17 protein-coding genes and 1 riboswitch are annotated in these 15,857 nt (G+C 48.2%); of the genes, 16 read left to right on the top strand and 1 reads right to left on the bottom strand.

Annotated features, from left to right (window positions below):
* The first annotated feature begins 213 nt into the window (after window positions 1-213).
* The 14 genes from GKG43_RS00845 (at window position 214) to GKG43_RS00785 (ending at window position 11,180) form a co-directional block, all read left to right on the top strand.
* Window positions 214-1,293, top strand: coding sequence for a helix-turn-helix domain-containing protein (locus tag GKG43_RS00845; protein WP_129878343.1), 1,080 nt, complete (start codon window positions 214-216; stop codon window positions 1,291-1,293).
* A 445-nt stretch (window positions 1,294-1,738) separates the two neighbouring features.
* Window positions 1,739-3,034: a DUF2812 domain-containing protein gene (locus GKG43_RS00840; RefSeq protein WP_129878341.1), complete on the top strand. Its 1,296-nt coding sequence runs from the start codon at window positions 1,739-1,741 to the stop codon at window positions 3,032-3,034.
* A 24-nt stretch (window positions 3,035-3,058) separates the two neighbouring features.
* Window positions 3,059-3,367 (top strand): helix-turn-helix transcriptional regulator, encoded by a 309-nt coding sequence (locus tag GKG43_RS00835; RefSeq protein ID WP_050640475.1) that lies wholly within the window; start codon window positions 3,059-3,061, stop codon window positions 3,365-3,367.
* 113 nt (window positions 3,368-3,480) lie between these two features.
* A riboswitch (TPP riboswitch) is annotated at window positions 3,481-3,584 on the top strand.
* 249 nt (window positions 3,585-3,833) lie between these two features.
* Window positions 3,834-4,031: a sulfur carrier protein ThiS gene (thiS, locus tag GKG43_RS00830; protein WP_050640474.1), complete on the top strand. Its 198-nt coding sequence runs from the start codon at window positions 3,834-3,836 to the stop codon at window positions 4,029-4,031.
* Window positions 4,032-4,038: 7 nt separating this feature from the next.
* Window positions 4,039-4,659: a thiamine biosynthesis protein ThiF gene (thiF, locus tag GKG43_RS00825; RefSeq protein WP_050640473.1), complete on the top strand. Its 621-nt coding sequence runs from the start codon at window positions 4,039-4,041 to the stop codon at window positions 4,657-4,659.
* Between the two features lie 48 nt (window positions 4,660-4,707).
* Window positions 4,708-5,487, top strand: a complete 780-nt coding sequence (locus GKG43_RS00820; RefSeq protein WP_050640472.1) for a thiazole synthase — start codon at window positions 4,708-4,710, stop codon at window positions 5,485-5,487.
* Between the two features lie 90 nt (window positions 5,488-5,577).
* On the top strand, window positions 5,578-6,714 hold the full coding sequence (gene thiH / locus GKG43_RS00815) for a 2-iminoacetate synthase ThiH (protein WP_347561920.1): 1,137 nt from the start codon (window positions 5,578-5,580) through the stop codon (window positions 6,712-6,714).
* Between the two features lie 34 nt (window positions 6,715-6,748).
* A complete protein-coding gene (locus GKG43_RS00810) occupies window positions 6,749-7,354 on the top strand; it encodes a thiamine phosphate synthase (protein WP_050640470.1) in 606 nt (201 codons plus the stop codon).
* 293 nt (window positions 7,355-7,647) lie between these two features.
* The gene (locus GKG43_RS00805; protein ID WP_050640469.1) at window positions 7,648-8,220 is read left to right on the top strand and encodes a TetR/AcrR family transcriptional regulator; all 573 of its coding nucleotides are present in this window, start codon (window positions 7,648-7,650) and stop codon (window positions 8,218-8,220) included.
* Window positions 8,221-8,222: 2 nt separating this feature from the next.
* Window positions 8,223-8,729, top strand: a complete 507-nt coding sequence (locus GKG43_RS00800; protein ID WP_050640468.1) for a GNAT family protein — start codon at window positions 8,223-8,225, stop codon at window positions 8,727-8,729.
* Between the two features lie 179 nt (window positions 8,730-8,908).
* On the top strand, window positions 8,909-9,400 hold the full coding sequence (locus GKG43_RS00795) for a hypothetical protein (protein WP_129878339.1): 492 nt from the start codon (window positions 8,909-8,911) through the stop codon (window positions 9,398-9,400).
* 90 nt (window positions 9,401-9,490) lie between these two features.
* Entirely contained in the window at window positions 9,491-9,922 is a 432-nt protein-coding gene (locus tag GKG43_RS00790) for a hypothetical protein (RefSeq protein ID WP_050640466.1), read from the top strand.
* A gap of 198 nt (window positions 9,923-10,120) precedes the next feature.
* Window positions 10,121-10,294 carry a hypothetical protein gene (locus tag GKG43_RS22855; protein ID WP_173020059.1) on the top strand — a complete coding sequence of 58 codons (174 nt, stop codon included), beginning with the start codon at window positions 10,121-10,123 and terminating at the stop codon, window positions 10,292-10,294.
* Window positions 10,260-11,180 carry an aldo/keto reductase gene (locus GKG43_RS00785; RefSeq protein WP_050640465.1) on the top strand — a complete coding sequence of 307 codons (921 nt, stop codon included), beginning with the start codon at window positions 10,260-10,262 and terminating at the stop codon, window positions 11,178-11,180. The genes GKG43_RS22855 and GKG43_RS00785 overlap by 35 nt, the downstream gene beginning before the upstream one ends.
* Window positions 11,181-11,305: 125 nt before the next feature.
* Here the strand turns inward: GKG43_RS00785 and carB are convergent, their stop codons facing one another.
* Window positions 11,306-14,524: a carbamoyl-phosphate synthase large subunit gene (carB, locus tag GKG43_RS00780; protein WP_129878337.1), complete on the bottom strand. Its 3,219-nt coding sequence runs from the start codon at window positions 14,522-14,524 to the stop codon at window positions 11,306-11,308.
* 180 nt (window positions 14,525-14,704) lie between these two features.
* Between carB and GKG43_RS00775 the strand changes: the two genes are divergently transcribed.
* Entirely contained in the window at window positions 14,705-14,890 is a 186-nt protein-coding gene (locus tag GKG43_RS00775) for a hypothetical protein (protein ID WP_129878335.1), read from the top strand.
* A gap of 135 nt (window positions 14,891-15,025) precedes the next feature.
* Entirely contained in the window at window positions 15,026-15,790 is a 765-nt protein-coding gene (locus GKG43_RS00770) for a MerR family transcriptional regulator (protein ID WP_050640462.1), read from the top strand.
* Window positions 15,791-15,857 lie beyond the last annotated feature (67 nt).

The following is a 15,857-nucleotide window of genomic DNA, read 5'->3' as shown; positions in this document are numbered from 1 at the left end:
TATTTGCTATCGGAACAACAGCTCATCGAGGAGCTGTTCGCATTACAGCGTCCCCCGGAGAAAACGGTGACTGCCGATTAAGAAAAAAACAACTTGAATCATAGTTAATAATTATAGAGCTTTCGTTAACGAAGCCTCTCTTGTATGACGGTACAGGAGAGGCTATACTAAAGTTGTCAGGCCGGACGAATATCAGAAAAGGAGATCTTGTATATGAAAGAAAATCTGGGAGCGCATATAGCCGCCCTCCGCAAAGCAAAAGGTATGACGCAGGAGCAGCTGGCCTCGGCACTGGGGATTTCGGCGCCTGCGGTCAGTAAGTGGGAGACAGAAAGTTCCTGCCCGGATATCACATTACTGTGCCCTCTGGCAAGAGCGCTGGGCACCAATTTAGATACATTACTGCAGTTTGAGGAGTCACTTCCTGATGAGCAGGTTGCAGAACATATGAATAAAATAATTGAAACCGGCAGAGAACAGGGGCAGGAGGCGGCGGAGGAGATGCTGCAGAAGCTGCTTCATCAGTATCCGGCAAGTGTACCGCTGAAATACAATGCTTCGGCGGTGCTGACCATATTTGAGATGATGTTTCCGTCGGCGTCAGAAGAAATGAAAATGCAATGGAAACAGCAGAGAAAAGAGCTTATGGAATATATCCGGGTAAACGGGAATCCCGCATACCGCGGCCAGGCGGTCCTCCAGCTTGCATCTATGGCGCTGGCAGATGAGGAATTGGAAACGGGAGAACGGCTTCTGAAGGAATTACCGGAATATACTGCGGATACGACGATGCTGTGGGCGCAGTTATATCTGAAGCGGGATGAGAAGGATAAAGCGCTGGAAGTGATACAGAAACGTTTGTTTACCCTTGTAGGGCAGATGCAGAACTGCTTGCTGCTTCTGGCGGACGAGAAGGTACAGCCGGATGCAGAAAAAGGGCTGGAAATCTGTGAAGTTTATCGGAAGATGGAAGAAATATTTGGCTGTACAGGAGGAATGAGCGACGGGATATTTGCTGAGGTCTTCCTGAGGGCGGGAGAGAAAGAAAAGGCGCTGGACAGTATTGTGCGTTTTGTAGATGCTGTTACGGGGCAGGCGATGCTGCCGAATCCGCTTTTGTTTTCGGCGGCTGTCAAAGTAAAGGAAGGGCGGGAGGCTGCGTCAAAGGAAATGAGACAGATGATTCTGGAAGGGCTGCTAACCGATGAGGCAGTTGCAGAAATTCGGGAGGACGAGAGATTTCAGGAAGCAGTTAATGTGCTGCGGGATGGATTGCGAAGGGGCGCCCCGTGAACCGGGCATAGGGGTGTCTGGTAGCGGGGTTAGGGCCGTAAGCCGGAGGAGGGCAAAAAAGAAGGAAAACCAGGGCAACCTGGCCACATCGCGTGAAGCCTTGATGGCTTCACACGCTGGGGCCAGGAAAAAGTGTAATTTGTGATTACACTTTTTGCCCTGGTTTTCCTTCTTTTTTACCCAACTCCGGCTAACAGCCCTAACTACGCTTCCAGACACCCCTATGCCCGGTTCACGGGGCTGGACGCATCAAGGCGGCAGGAAAAGACCATCTTCCTGGGGGAAAGTACGGGGGAGGTGGATCTGAATTGGCTGGGCTGATTAAAGTTCATATTTGAGGATAGATTTTCTTGACAATATCGAGACTCGATAATATAATGAGAGTGTAAATATCGATACTCGATATTGGGCGGAGGGTGTCTGCGCGAAAGGAGTGGGAGATTTTATGAAGAAACGGGTTTTTAGGCGGTTTCGTTATCGGAGTTGTGATGCTATGGCTTGTTTTCTGGAGGAGATGGCCGGGAAAGGGTGGGGCTTTTCTGGTTGGCGGTGGGGGATGGTTTTTGAACGGGAGGCTCCGGCTGCTGCTTGTTATGATGTGGAAGTGTTTCCGAAGGGGAGTGAGATGGATCTGCGTCCTTCTGAAGCGGCTCAGGAATTTGCGGAGTACTGCCGGGAAGCGGGCTGGGAGTTGATTGACAGCCGGAAGAAGTTCTGTGTTTTTCGGCGCATTAAGGAGGATGCTGTTCCGATTGTGACGCCGGCGGAGCGGTTTCAGAATGTGAAGAGTGCGGAGGTGCGTGAGTATCTGACACGATTTTTTTCGCAGTTTTTTCTGACAGCACTTTTGTGGGGGCAGTTTTTGACATCGAGTTTTTTGAATTGGATTTTTGACGACTTTATGGTGTTTATGATGTTTGTTTACCTGGTTGCTTTTATTGGCACTCTTGCAGAAGGCCTGGCGCTGTTGGGTTGGCTCAGGCGCATGAAGGGTGAGCTGGAAAACGGCGGGAATCCTTTTTATGGGTGTAAGGGAAAATGCAGGAAGGCAAAGTATAGATGGGATGTTTTTGCAGAAGGACAATTTATATTTTTGATTGTTCTTACTTTGGCGGCGGTGTATCAGGCTGTAAGGAACGGGAGATTCGTTGTGATTCTGGTTCTGGCTGCAGCACTGTTGATTATAGGGGGGGCGAGCATCCTGGTGTCGGTTCTGCGGCCGTCAAGGGAGGAGCACTGGGCGATTCAGCTGGGGAGCGCTTTTCTTTTTCCCATCTCGGTAATTATTTTATGTTTGGCCGTGATTGCGCCGGATGAAGCCCGGGGGGCGGGAAGCGGCGGATGGCCCGAGGTTCCGCTTGTGCAGACGGATTATAAAGAAATTACGGGAAAAATATTTGATATCCGCCGTGAGCAGGGGCAGTCTGTTATGGGATCGGTAAATAACAGCATGGTGGTATATGAGACAAATGCTGGGGATACAGACACTATTTCTTATACGGTGTATACAAGCAATTATGACTGGGTATTGGATAGAATATGGGGAAGGCAGACCGGGAAAGCGGAGGGGGCAGAAGATGTGTCCGCCAGTTGGGATGCAGAAATTGCGCTCAGGAGCACTTCACCGGTAACCACCTATACGGTGCGTTATCACGGTCAGATCCTGGTTATGTGGGTAACGCCGGATGCGCTGGATCAGACGCAGATTCGGACGGTACGCGAAAAACTGGCCCTGCCTTAACCAGGGGCCGGGGAGGAAGAGAGAATGGCAAGAGAACAATTTCAGACATTGACAGAGCCGATGTACTATATCCTCCTTGCACTTTTGGAAGAATGCTGCGGGGTAGATATTATGGAGCGTGTGAGTGAGCTTTCAGGAGGCCGTGTAAAAGTAGGCCCGGGGACGCTATATGCCATGCTGTCCAGATTCGAAGAAAATGCGATTATCCGACTCACTGCAGAGGAGGGCAGAAGAAAATCCTACATCATTTCCGAAGCCGGAAAACAAATGCTGCTGAAAGAATACAACCGTTTAAAGCAAATGGCAGAGGATGGGGCGCCATACCTGGGCTGATCCGGCGCGGCAGGCTAATTACTGGTAACTGTTACAGTTACTGCTCAGACCGCAATATCGTATATTTTTAAGTATTGACAAATAAAAAGAAACAGCGTATATTTATACACGTAAACTGAACAGGGGAGCTTATAGATAGGCTGAGAGGAAGTTGAGAACTTCGACCCATATACCTGATTTGGATAATGCCAACGTAGGGACTGATGTAAGATATTTACGGGAAGTGCCGATGGCGCTTCCCGTTTTTGGGTTTTCTTATACCGACTTTCCGGAGTTTACATAACGTTACTATGCACGGCCCCGTGAATAGCAGCTGCATAATTACATAAGCAATACCGATGAGAGTGAACAGGAGTTCATGAAGGGGTGCACCACCGCGGGTGTATTTCTTTCATGAACTCTTTTTTGCTTTCCGGCGGGATGCACACTTTGTTGAATAGTAACTACATAAAAAGGAGGCGGAGATATGCTGAAAGTGAATGGCAAAGAAATCGATTTTAAGGCTGATACCACAATATCAGATCTGCTGGAACAGCAGGGGTTTCCTGTTAATCGGGTGGCGGTAGAGCGCAATGGTGAGATAGTGCCCAGAAAAATGCTGTCCCTGACACTGGTTGAAGACCACGATGTTCTGGAAGTTGTCAGTTTTGTAGGAGGAGGTTGATAGGAAGATGCTGACCAGGGAAGAGATAAGGAGTGCGCTGGAAGCGCGCCATACAAAAGAGATACAGGATCGGCTTACAAAGGCAAAAGTGGCGGTGGCAGGCCTGGGAGGACTCGGCTCCAATGTGGCTTTCTCCCTTGCCAGAATTGGAGTAGGGCACCTGCATCTGCTTGATTTTGACCGGGTAGACATTACGAACTTGAACAGGCAGCAATACTTTATGCGCCATATCGGAATGTACAAGACCGAGGCGCTGAAGGAGGAGCTGGCGGAAATCAATCCGTACCTGGACATTACCGCAGACTGCATAAAAGTGACAGAAGATAATATAGCAGCTTTGTTTGCAGCGGATGATATGATATGTGAAGCCTTCGATGACCCGGAGGCAAAGGCGATGCTGGCAAACGGGATACTGGAGCTGTATCCGGAAAAATTTCTGATTGCTGCTTCCGGTATGGCAGGATATGGGGAAAGCAATGCGATCCATACACGGAAGATAACAGAGCATTTTTATCTGTGCGGGGATGAAAAGACAGAACCCTCATACGGCAGGGGGCTGATGGCCCCCAGAGTGGCAGTCTGTGCCGCACACGAGGCAAACCTCATTACGGAGCTGATTCTGAGATAACATGGAAAAGCTGCTGAAATAAAACAAGAATACAGGAGGAGTTTAGAAATGGAATATTGTAAAAACGATGCATTTGTCCTGGGAGGGCATACATTTGAGTCCCGTTTTATCCTGGGCTCGGGAAAATATTCGCTGGATCTGATCCGGGCAGCGGTAGAGAAGGCCGGCGCCCAGATTATCACATTGGCACTCCGCCGTGCCAATGAAGGCGGCATGGCAAATATTCTGGATTATATTCCGGAAAATGTGACGCTGCTTCCGAACACATCCGGTGCCAGAAATGCGGAGGAAGCTGTTCGTATAGCGCGTCTGTCCAGAGAACTTGGGTGCGGAGATTTCGTGAAGATCGAGGTCATCCACGACTCAAAATATCTGCTGCCTGACAATTATGAGACGATTAAGGCTACGGAAATTCTGGCGAAAGAGGGCTTTGTTGTTATGCCTTATATGTATCCCGATTTAAATGCGGCCAGAGACATGGCAAATGCGGGCGCTGCCTGTATAATGCCTCTGGGTTCCCCGATCGGTTCCAACAAAGGGATCTGCACCAGGGAGTTTATCCAGATCCTGATTGATGAGATCGACCTTCCGGTTATTGTTGATGCAGGGATCGGGAAACCGTCCCAGGCATGCGAGGCGATGGAAATGGGTGCAGCGGCCGTAATGGCTAATACAGCAATCGCCACGGCCGGTGATATACCTGCCATGGCGGAGGCATTTAAAAAGGCAATTGAAGCTGGGCGTACCGCGTATCTGTCCGGTATGGGCCGGGTTATCGACAAAGGTGCAAGCGCTTCTTCTCCGCTCACCGGATTTTTGCAGGATTAGGAGGCGGGAATGAGTACAGCAAATCATGTAAATGAAAGTATTTTAAATGAAGAGATAAAGGAACTGCAGAAGAAAAACCGGATCGACCATATGACTTATCTGCCGGGGATGGAGGTTCTGGAGTCCGGGATTCAAAAACAGGTGATCGATTCCATGAATGCCTATGATTATACACGGTATACCGCAGACGATGTGCGCAGGGCCCTTGTGCGGGATATGCGTACTCCGGAAGACTTTGCGGCCCTGCTGTCACCCGCCGCGCTGCCGTTTTTGGAAGAGATGGCGCAGTGTGCGCAGAGGGAGACCAGGAAACATTTTGGGAACGGCATCTACATGTTTACGCCGGTTTACATTGCAAATTACTGTGAGAACTTCTGTATCTACTGTGGATTCAACTGCCATAACAAGATCAACCGGGCAAGGCTGAGCGAAGAGGAAATCGATCGGGAAATGAGGGCCGTTGCAAAGAGCGGTCTGCAGGAAGTACTGATTCTGACGGGGGAGAGCCGGGCAAAATCAGATGTGGAATATATAGGAAAAGCCTGCAGGATCGCGCGCAGATATTTTAAGGTAATCGGGCTTGAGGTATACCCCATGAATTCCGATGAGTACGCATATCTGCATAAATGCGGCGCCGATTACGTGACCGTTTTTCAGGAGACCTATCATGCGGACAAATATGAGACACTGCATCTTGCCGGTCATAAGCGGATATTCCCGTACCGCCTGAATTCCCAGGAAAGGGCGCTGAAAGGGGGGATGCGAGGCGTCGGGTTTGCCGCCCTTCTGGGCCTGGATGATTTCCGAAAAGATGCGTTTGCCACCGGCATGCATGCCTGGCTGCTCCAGAGAAAATACCCTCATGCCGAGATTGCATTTTCCTGTCCTCGGCTCCGGCCCATAGTAAATAATGACCGGATCAATCCAATGGACGTACATGAGCCGCAGCTTCTGCAGGTGGTGACTGCATACAGGCTGTTTATGCCCTTTGCCAGCATCACCATATCCACCAGGGAATGTGCCCGTGTGAGAGATAATCTGGTCAAAATTGCAGCTACAAAGATCTCGGCAGGCGTGAGCACCGGGATCGGAGAACACGTAGAGGAGATCGAGGAAAAGGGGGACGAACAGTTTGAGATATCCGACGGCCGCTCCGTGGAGCAGGTATACAAGGATCTGCTGAACCTGGGCCTGCAGCCTGTTATGAGTGATTATCTCTATGTTTAACAAAAGTGCTCAACAAAAGAAAAGGAGGAAAATCATGGAACAACATGTGCCGGATATATACAAACATATCATAGCAGTTACCAACAGGTATCTGTGCCGCCGCCCCTTTGAGGAGCAGATCGAATCCATCTGCCGGAGGCATCCCCGTGCGGTTCTGCTTAGGGAGAAGGATTTGACGGAGGAAGAGTACGCGTCGCTTTTTAGCAGCGTACAGGAAATCTGCCGCAGGTATGAGGTGCCGTGTATACCGCATACTTTTATAGAAGCAGCGCGCGGACAGGGGAGTGCCAGTATTCATCTGCCGCTGCACATCTTAACATCCAGGCCGGAGGCGGTTACCTGGTTTGAAACCGCCGGGGCTTCTGTCCATTCGGTACAGGAGGCGGTGGAGGCAGAAAAAGCCGGGGCGGCTTATCTGATTGCGGGACACATCTTTTCTACAGACTGTAAGCCTGGTCTGGATCCCAGAGGGAAAGATTTTCTGCGCCAAGTATGTGCTGCGGTGGAAATACCGGTCTATGCGATAGGCGGGATGAGAGGGAGCATCGAATGCGTGGCGGAGATGCTTGCCTGCGGTGCGGCAGGGATCTGTGTGATGTCCGAATGCATGATGTGGGGGAGTGAAAAGTACATACGTTGATTCCTTGAATGGCAGCAGATCAGGCAGGCCTGAACTGTTACATTAAATGAACAAAAGCAGGGAAGAACCGGTGTCGCACCGATAGACGAAAGAAAAGTTAGATGTATTTGAGCTTTAGTGCTTGACAAAAAGACATCTGTGTCGCATAATATTAAAAACGACACATGTGTCTTTTTTTGTATCTTGGCTTCTGGAAATTTAAACCGGCGAAACAGTAGGGTATTTCGATGTACTTGTACATCCAAGCATAATTATCTTACTGTTAATTACGCAACGCAGTACTAGGAGGTATTATGTCAGAGAAAGGAATATTGACCCGGAAAAGGATACGGGAGACTGCTTATCGGATTTTTGCAGAGGAAGGATTTCGTGCGGTTACGATGGGAATGATTTGTGAGGCTTGCGGGATGAGCCGGGGCGGGGTGTATCGGCATTACGGGAGTACGCGGGAGATTTTTGCGGAGATCTTAAGTGAAATGTCTGAGGGGGCGGAGGACTTTGTTGGGACAGCGTTGGATTCGAGGAAGAGTGCGAAGTGGATCCTGGATCATGAGCTGGATAAGATAAGGGGAGAGATGCAAGATAGCAGTGGCTCAATGAGCTATGCGATATATGAGTATTCCCTGGTTTGCGGCAGTTCTTATATGGAGGAACTGAACCGGAAGGCGGTGAAACGCTGGGAGAGACTGCTATCATATGGAATGGAGACTGGGGAGTTCAGGCAGGTGCATATTGGGCAGATGACGGCGACGATTCTTTATGTGTATCAGGGCGTGCGCCTGTGGAGCAGTATTATCCCAATGAAAATGGATACGGTAGATCTTATTGTGGATAAAATCAGACAGGATATAATAAAGGGGGAATAACGATGGAATTTTTACTGGACAAATGGGATAAGAAGTATATTGATGACGTGGCATTTTATGCAAACAATGAGAAGATTGCCTGTAATCTGCGCAATGCATTTCCCAATCCATATACGCGGGAGGATGCCCGGGGATATGTGCTTTCCTGTGCCGCGGACAGTGAAGAACGGCAGTTGTGCAGGGCAATTGTTGTAGATGGGCATGCGGTAGGCAGTATAGGGATTTTCCTGGGGACAGATGTCTATGAAAAGAGTGCGGAGCTTGGATACTGGCTGGCGGAGGAGTTCTGGGGAAAAGGGATCATGAGTGCCGCCGTGGGCCAGCTTTGCCAAGCAGCATTTGAGCGGTTTGATATTGTTAGAATTTATGCAGAACCGTTCGCCCATAATACAGGTTCACGACGGGTTCTGGAGAGGAACGGATTTACTTTGGAAGGGACTATGAAAAATGGCGTCTTTAAAAACGGAAAGGTGCTTGATTACTGTATGTATGCCTTGATGAAAAAATAAATTTATAAAAATTTAAACTTGAAAATTTAAAAATAATCATATATAATCTTAAATGATTAGAAATACGCGTATAATGGTTCAGCGTGAGATCAGGCCAGATCTCACGCTTATTTATTTTACCGAAAACCGGTGTGGTAAAAATGAAACAGCTAATATCAAAAACGAATAGGAGTGTAAAAATGGAATTTTATATGAAACTACCAAGAAATAAAAAAGAATTTGCGTTATTCATGGCTGTTATTTCTATAATATCAGTTAATATAATTGCACCGATTATAACCTGCTTTGAAGCCGGATTTCATCTGCATGTATGGGCGGATGCACTTCAAATAATGCCTTTCATATGGCTGAGTGTAATTGCCCTTGTACTGCTTACTTATAAACCGGCAGAGTATCTGACGGCAAAAATTGTAGACAAAGACGACAGCTTTAGTTCACATATTGTTGTCAATATATTGTGCACAGTATTTTTAATGTCCATTTTTCTGACCGTAATCGGAACTTGGATCGGGAGCCGTTCATTGACATTGGAGCCGATTAGAATGTTTTTTTATAAATGGCCGCGTAATTTTACAATATCATTCGCGGTTGAGCTTTGTATTGCACAGCCTATAGCGAGGTTAGTTATGCTGAAAATGCATAGTTTGCAAGAAGCAGCGATGAAGAATTAAGCGATAAAGCTGGCCAATTAACCGGAATAGAGGTATATATTTAAAAAAAACCACCACACTAAACCATAAAAGAGAAAGAAGGCGGAAAGTGTGGAAGAGCAGACAATCAAACTATTAGAGGAATGCAGCAAGGGCTGCAAGATGGGAACGGACAGTATTGAACAGGTCAAGGATTACATCACAGATGAAGACTTGTGGAATGTAATCGAGAAATACGACGGTAAATACAAGGAGCTGGATAAAGAGATTGCCGGACTTCTTAAGGAAGAGGGCAGGCCGGATCAGGAACCGGGGAAAATGGCGTCTGTATTTTCCTGGATTACCACGGAAATGAAATTGATGATAAAGGATGACAGCCGGCAGATTGCAAAACTAATGATGGATGGCTGTAATATGGGAATCCAGTCCATCAGTGAAGCAGTCAACGAAAACCCGGAGGCATCAGGGGAGAGTAAATCCGCGGCCAAAAAACTGGTGAAAGAGCTGGAAGACTTCATGAAGGAGCTCAAGCCATTCTTATAAAATAGGGACTTGGCGGTGAACTTTAATTTTCGGCGCAGATGGAGGCGCTCCAGGAAGAATCAGCCGGAGAGGCAGCGGCATATACAGCTCCAGTGCTGCCACGGCATACTTGTCGTTAAGCGTCCCCATCCGCGCCAACACAAAAGCTCATCGGATTTGTCCCAAAGTCCTTGACGAAGTTCTTTTTAAGAGCATATAATGATAGAAACTGAACCCGACATGCCGCGTCCAAAGGCGGAATTCGTTGGGTCTTTTGTTTATCTCCAGGTGCGGTTTATTGGAGCGTGTCTGGAAAAAACACACTGGGGTTATCAAAATGTGCGGGAGGATACAAGAGATGAAAAGAATGACATTGGGAACCAGCAGCCTTGAAGTTCCGGTAATCGCTGCGGGGTGCATGAGAATTAACAGCCTGGATCAGGAAGGCCTTGAGGAGTATATTAATAAATGCATGGAACTGGGGATGAATTTTTTTGATCACGCAGATATCTACGGAAACGGTAAATGCGAGGTTCTTTTTGCCGAGGCATTTGAGAGAACGGAATTCAGGCGTGAGGATATCATACTGCAGTCCAAATGCGGGATTATTCCCGGAGTTATGTATGATTTTTCCAAGGAGCATATTATAAAATCCGTAGAAAACAGTTTGAAAAGGCTGAATACGGATTATCTGGATATTCTGTTGCTTCACCGCCCGGATGCCCTTATGGAGCCGGAAGAGGTTGCAGAGGCCTTTGACCTGCTCAATGCATCCGGTAAAGTAAGAAATTTTGGAGTATCGAACCATAAACCGATGCAGATCGAACTATTGAAAAAGTATGTGAAGCAGGACATTGTAACAGACCAGTTACAGTTCAGTGTTCCCTTCTCAAATATGATCGCTAATGGAATGGAAGTCAATATGCTGACGGATGGAGCGATAGACCGTGACGGAAGTATCCTGGATTACTGCCGTCTAAAAGACATGACAATTCAGGCATGGTCTCCGTTTCAGTACGGATTCTTTGAGGGTGTGTTCATAGGTGACGATAAGTATCCCGAATTGAACCAGCTGCTGGAAGAGCTGGCAGAGCGCTATGATGTCACTCCGACAACCATAGCAACATCCTGGATCTTAAGGCATCCGGCCCATATCCAAATGATTGCGGGTACAACGAACCTGACACGCCTCGTGGAGATTGCGCTGGGAAGCGAAATTATCCTGACGCGTGAAGAGTGGTATGAGCTTTATCTGAATGCGGGGCATATACTGCCTTGATGGGAGGTACTTGGAATCGTCAGATGAAACAAGGTATATAAGAAAAAGACAGAAAATGCAGCCGCATTTTCTGTCTTTTTGCTTGATATTATTCATCGGCACAAAATTCCGTCCGCCTGATACCTTTAAGAGATCTCTCCATGGAGTTCCTGCAGTGATTTTACATCTCCGCGGCCGTGCTCTTTTATGTATTTGATTCCCTTTGCTGTTGTGCGTGCCGCCGCCATGGTAGTCATATAAGGAATCTTAGCTTTGATTGCGGCCTTTCTGAGGTAGCTGTCGTCATGGACGCTGTCTTTTCCCACCGGGGTATTGACAATCAAGTCGATTTTTCCATTGGTTATCAAATCCAGGACGTTTGGCCTGCCTTCGTACATTTTCTTTACCTTCTCCGCCTCGATCCCGTTTTCACGGATGAGGTCATAGGTGGTTCCCGTAGCAATGATTTTGAAGCCGTCCTCTGCGAAGCTTTTTGCGATTTCTACGACTTCAGGCTTGTCTTTTCTGCTGACGGAGATCAACACGGTTCCCTCCAGCGGCAGCCTGGTCTGGGTTGCCTCCTGGGCTTTATAGAATGCCTCTCCGTAGGATGAGGAAAGTCCGAGAACTTCGCCCGTGGAACGCATTTCCGGCCCGAGTACCGGGTCCACTTCCGGGAACATGTTGAACGGGAATACAGCTTCTTTGACGCCGTAATTCGGAATGTTCTGCTCCCTGAGTCCGGCTACCGGCGACGGCCTGCCTGTAATCTCGGAAGTAATGATGTCAGTAGCCAGAGGTACCATGCGGATATTGCATACCTTAGATACGAGCGGTACGGTTCTGGATGCGCGCGGATTTGCTTCCAGGACGTAAACTTTACCGTTTTCGATTGCATACTGCATGTTCATAAGACCCTTGACATGCATTTCTTCGGCAATCTTTCTTGTATATTCTTTAATTGTTTTTACATTTTCATCTGAAATATGTACGGACGGGATGATGCATGCTGAGTCACCGGAATGCACGCCGGCAAGTTCGATATGCTCCATAACCGCAGGTACAAATGCGTGAGTGCCGTCACTGATTGCGTCCGCTTCGCATTCCAGCGCATGGTTCAGGAAACGGTCGATCAGGATCGGTCGGTCCGGAGTAACTCCAACGGCCGCAGCCATATAATTTGCCGTGCTTTCATCGTCATACACGACTTCCATGCCCCGTCCGCCCAATACGTAAGAAGGACGCACCATAACCGGATATCCGATACTCTGTGCAATGGAAATTGCTTCTTCTACATTGACGGCCATTCCGGATTCCGGCATCGGGATTTCCAGTTTTTCCATCATTGCACGGAACAGGTCGCGGTCCTCTGCAAGATCGATCACGGACGGAGCGGTTCCGAGGATTTTTACGCCGTTCTTTTCCAGGTCTGCTGCCAGGTTCAGAGGGGTCTGCCCCCCAAACTGAGCAATTACGCCCAGCGGTTTTTCCTTTTTGTAAATGCTTAAGACATCTTCCAGCGTCAGCGGCTCAAAATACAGCTTATCGGAAGTGTCATAATCAGTGGAAACAGTCTCTGGATTACAGTTTACGATAATGGTCTCGAATCCCAGTTTTTTCAGCGCCAGTGAGGCGTGTACGCAGCAGTAGTCGAACTCAATTCCCTGTCCGATTCTGTTCGGGCCGCCGCCGAGGATCATAATCTTTGGCTTTTCGGTGCTGACGGGATTTTTATCCTCTGCGTTGTAGGTGGAATAGTAGTAGGCGCTGTCTTCGGTGCCGCTTACGTGCACGCCTTCCCAGGCCTCTTCTATGCCGATCTCAATCCGGCGGTTCCGGATATCAGCCTCCGGGATCTCCAGGATCTGGCTCAGATACTTATCAGAGAAACCGTCCTTCTTGGCTGCGGTAAGCTTTTCATCGGAGGGAAGTTTTCCTTTTTCCTGATGAAGCGCTTCTTCCTCCTCCACCAGTTCTTTCATCTGTTCGATGAAATATGTCTTTACCTTGGTTATTTCGTGAATTTCTTCTATGGATGCACCCTTGCGCAGAGCTTCATACATGATAAAATGCCGTTCGCTGGACGGAGTAATCAGAAGCTGCAGCAATTCTTCTTTTGTCTTCTGGTCAAGATCCTTCGCATGGCCCAGTCCGTAACGGCCGGTTTCAAGGCTTCGGATGGCTTTCTGGAACGCTTCTTTATAAGTTTTGCCGATGCTCATGACTTCGCCAACGGCGCGCATCTGCGTTCCGAGCTTGTCCTCCACGCCTTTGAACTTTTCAAATGCCCAGCGGGCGAATTTGATGACAACATAATCTCCGTCCGGAACGTATTTGTCCAGGGTACCATATTTGCCGCAGGGAATGTCTTTCAAAGTCAGCCCTGTTGCCAGCATCGCGGATACAAGCGCAATCGGGAAACCGGTTGCCTTTGATGCAAGCGCTGAGGAACGGGATGTCCTCGGGTTGATCTCGATGACAATGATTCTGTCACTGACGGGATCGTGCGCAAACTGTACATTCGTACCGCCGATAACCTGTACGGACTCTACAATCTTGTAGGCCTGTTCCTGGAGACGCTTCTGGCACTCCTCAGAGATCGTGAGCATAGGTGCGGAACAGAAGGAATCTCCGGTATGCACGCCAAGAGGATCGATATTTTCGATAAAGCAGACGGTAATCATGTTATTTTCTTTGTCACGGACAACTTCCAGCTCCAGTTCCTCCCAGCCCAGGATGGATTCTTCTACAAGAACCTGTCCCACAAGGCTTGCCTGAAGGCCGCGGGCACATACGGTCTTTAATTCATCTTTGTTGTATACAAGACCGCCGCCGGCTCCGCCCATCGTGTAAGCAGGGCGAAGTACAACCGGGTAACCAAGTTCATCTGCAATACTGAGGGCCTGTTCAACAGAATAAGCAACTTCGCTGCGCGCCATCTCAATGCCAAGTTCATTCATTGCTTTCTTGAATTCGATCCGGTCCTCACCGCGTTCGATTGCATCGACCTGAACACCGATCACCTCAACATGGTATTTATCCAGAATCCCTTTTGCAGCAAGCTCCGAACATAAATTCAGTCCAGACTGGCCGCCAAGATTGGGAAGCAGCGCGTCGGGACGTTCCTTTGCGATAATCTGTTCAAGTCTATCCACGTTCAGTGGTTCAATGTAAGTGACGTCCGCTGTTTCAGGATCGGTCATAATAGTTGCCGGGTTGGAGTTGACCAATACAATTTCATATCCTAACTTTCTCAACGCCTTACAAGCCTGAGTACCGGAATAATCAAACTCGCAAGCCTGGCCGATGATGATTGGACCGGACCCAATAATCAGTACTTTGTGAATGTCTGTTCTCTGTGACATACCTTGCCCTCCTGTGTATTTTAAAATAATTTTATTTAATAGGCTTAACCTGTCAAAGTACATTATAGTAGAGAAGGGGGGAAGAAGTAAAGCAATTTATTAATAAGATGAGGGGGATATCCAAAAAAAATTGGAGATTTGTTGGCGGACTATCGTTTTGCGGGCGGGTGAGGGCGCGAAATGAAGGGAGAGCTTATTGAATCGTTTGGTGGTACGGTAGTCCCGGTAGATGCATATGGGCTGTGGTTTCGGGGACTTTGCGGCTTTTCGGCGTTTTATTCGTCTACAGGGCTGAAGCCTGTGGACGAATCTTTGGAGGAGATGGCGGACGGGGATGTAAAGTGTGGATGTTTTAGGGGATGTTAGAACGGGGTATGAAGAAGTTTAAGGGGCTGTTATAATGGATATGGCAGAAGTATTAATAAAATAAAAAATTAAATTTCTATTGACTTTGACGCAGCGTCAACTGCTATATTCAAGTTACGGCAGGAGGAAACGAATATGGAATATAGTATTAGAGAATTATCGGAAATCGCGGGTATCAGTGCACGTACTCTGCGCTACTATGACAAGATCGGCTTACTCAAACCTTCTTGTGTAAGGGAATCGGGCTACCGCTATTATGGTGAGACGGAGCTGGAGCTGTTGCAGCAGATTCTGTTTTACAAAGAGCGGGGGCTGAAGCTGGAGCAGATTGCGGCGATCATTCAAAGTGACGACTTTGATGTTATGGCCGCACTCCATGAACATCTAGAGGAGCTGGAACTGCAGCAGGCCAGGTTGGATAATATGATAACTGCCGTTAAAAAGACAATTGCGTCAATGAAAGGAGAAATTATAATGAGCAACGCAGAAAAATTCGAATCATTCAAAACGGAAATGATAAAGAGCAATGAGGAAAAATACGGAGAAGAGATCCGCAGTAAATACGGGGAGAATGCGGTGGAAGAATCTAACAAGAGGATGCTGAATATGACAGAAGAAGAGTATAGCCGTATGACAAGTCTGGAGAAGGAAATCCGCGAGGAGTTAAATGCAGCTGTGAAAGCCGGAGAAAGCCCGGAAGGCGAAAAAGCCCGGCACATCGTGCGCCTTCATAAGGAATGGCTGGGGATGAACTGGAAGCAGTATACCCCGCAGGCGCATATCGGGATAACCGAAATGTATGTGGCGGACCCGCGGTTTACAGAATATTATGATAAAGACATAGCTGGCTGCGCAGAATTCCTCAAGAAGGCGGTTCTTTGCTGGGTTGGGCGGGGGTAGAGGAGGGGTACCTGCCTGAGATGGCGGATGCGTCGGCAGAGGGAATCCATGCCGACGCATCCCCCCT

The sequence above is a fragment of the Eubacterium sp. BIOML-A2 genome, assembly GCF_009680135.1.
In the GTDB taxonomy this organism is placed as follows: domain Bacteria; phylum Bacillota; class Clostridia; order Lachnospirales; family Lachnospiraceae; genus Faecalicatena; species Faecalicatena contortus_B.
This window is presented reverse-complemented; position numbering and strand designations above follow the sequence as displayed.

Bases quoted from the DNA above. Each gene is read 5' to 3' on its own strand.
- GKG43_RS00800 (WP_050640468.1), top strand. From the start codon at position 8,223: ATGGAATTTTTACTGGACAAATGGGATAAGAAGTATATTGATGACGTG.
- thiS (WP_050640474.1), top strand. From the start codon at position 3,834: ATGCTGAAAGTGAATGGCAAAGAAATCGATTTTAAGGCTGATACCACA.
- GKG43_RS00835 (WP_050640475.1), top strand. From the start codon at position 3,059: ATGGCAAGAGAACAATTTCAGACATTGACAGAGCCGATGTACTATATC.
- GKG43_RS00810 (WP_050640470.1), top strand. From the start codon at position 6,749: ATGGAACAACATGTGCCGGATATATACAAACATATCATAGCAGTTACC.
- thiF (WP_050640473.1), top strand. From the start codon at position 4,039: ATGCTGACCAGGGAAGAGATAAGGAGTGCGCTGGAAGCGCGCCATACA.
- GKG43_RS00820 (WP_050640472.1), top strand. From the start codon at position 4,708: ATGGAATATTGTAAAAACGATGCATTTGTCCTGGGAGGGCATACATTT.
- GKG43_RS00770 (WP_050640462.1), top strand. From the start codon at position 15,026: ATGGAATATAGTATTAGAGAATTATCGGAAATCGCGGGTATCAGTGCA.
- GKG43_RS00805 (WP_050640469.1), top strand. From the start codon at position 7,648: ATGTCAGAGAAAGGAATATTGACCCGGAAAAGGATACGGGAGACTGCT.
- thiH (WP_347561920.1), top strand. From the start codon at position 5,578: ATGACTTATCTGCCGGGGATGGAGGTTCTGGAGTCCGGGATTCAAAAA.
- GKG43_RS00845 (WP_129878343.1), top strand. From the start codon at position 214: ATGAAAGAAAATCTGGGAGCGCATATAGCCGCCCTCCGCAAAGCAAAA.
- GKG43_RS22855 (WP_173020059.1), top strand. From the start codon at position 10,121: ATGATAGAAACTGAACCCGACATGCCGCGTCCAAAGGCGGAATTCGTT.
- GKG43_RS00840 (WP_129878341.1), top strand. From the start codon at position 1,739: ATGAAGAAACGGGTTTTTAGGCGGTTTCGTTATCGGAGTTGTGATGCT.
- GKG43_RS00785 (WP_050640465.1), top strand. From the start codon at position 10,260: ATGAAAAGAATGACATTGGGAACCAGCAGCCTTGAAGTTCCGGTAATC.
- GKG43_RS00775 (WP_129878335.1), top strand. From the start codon at position 14,705: ATGAAGGGAGAGCTTATTGAATCGTTTGGTGGTACGGTAGTCCCGGTA.
- GKG43_RS00795 (WP_129878339.1), top strand. From the start codon at position 8,909: ATGGAATTTTATATGAAACTACCAAGAAATAAAAAAGAATTTGCGTTA.
- carB (WP_129878337.1), bottom strand. From the start codon at position 14,524: ATGTCACAGAGAACAGACATTCACAAAGTACTGATTATTGGGTCCGGT.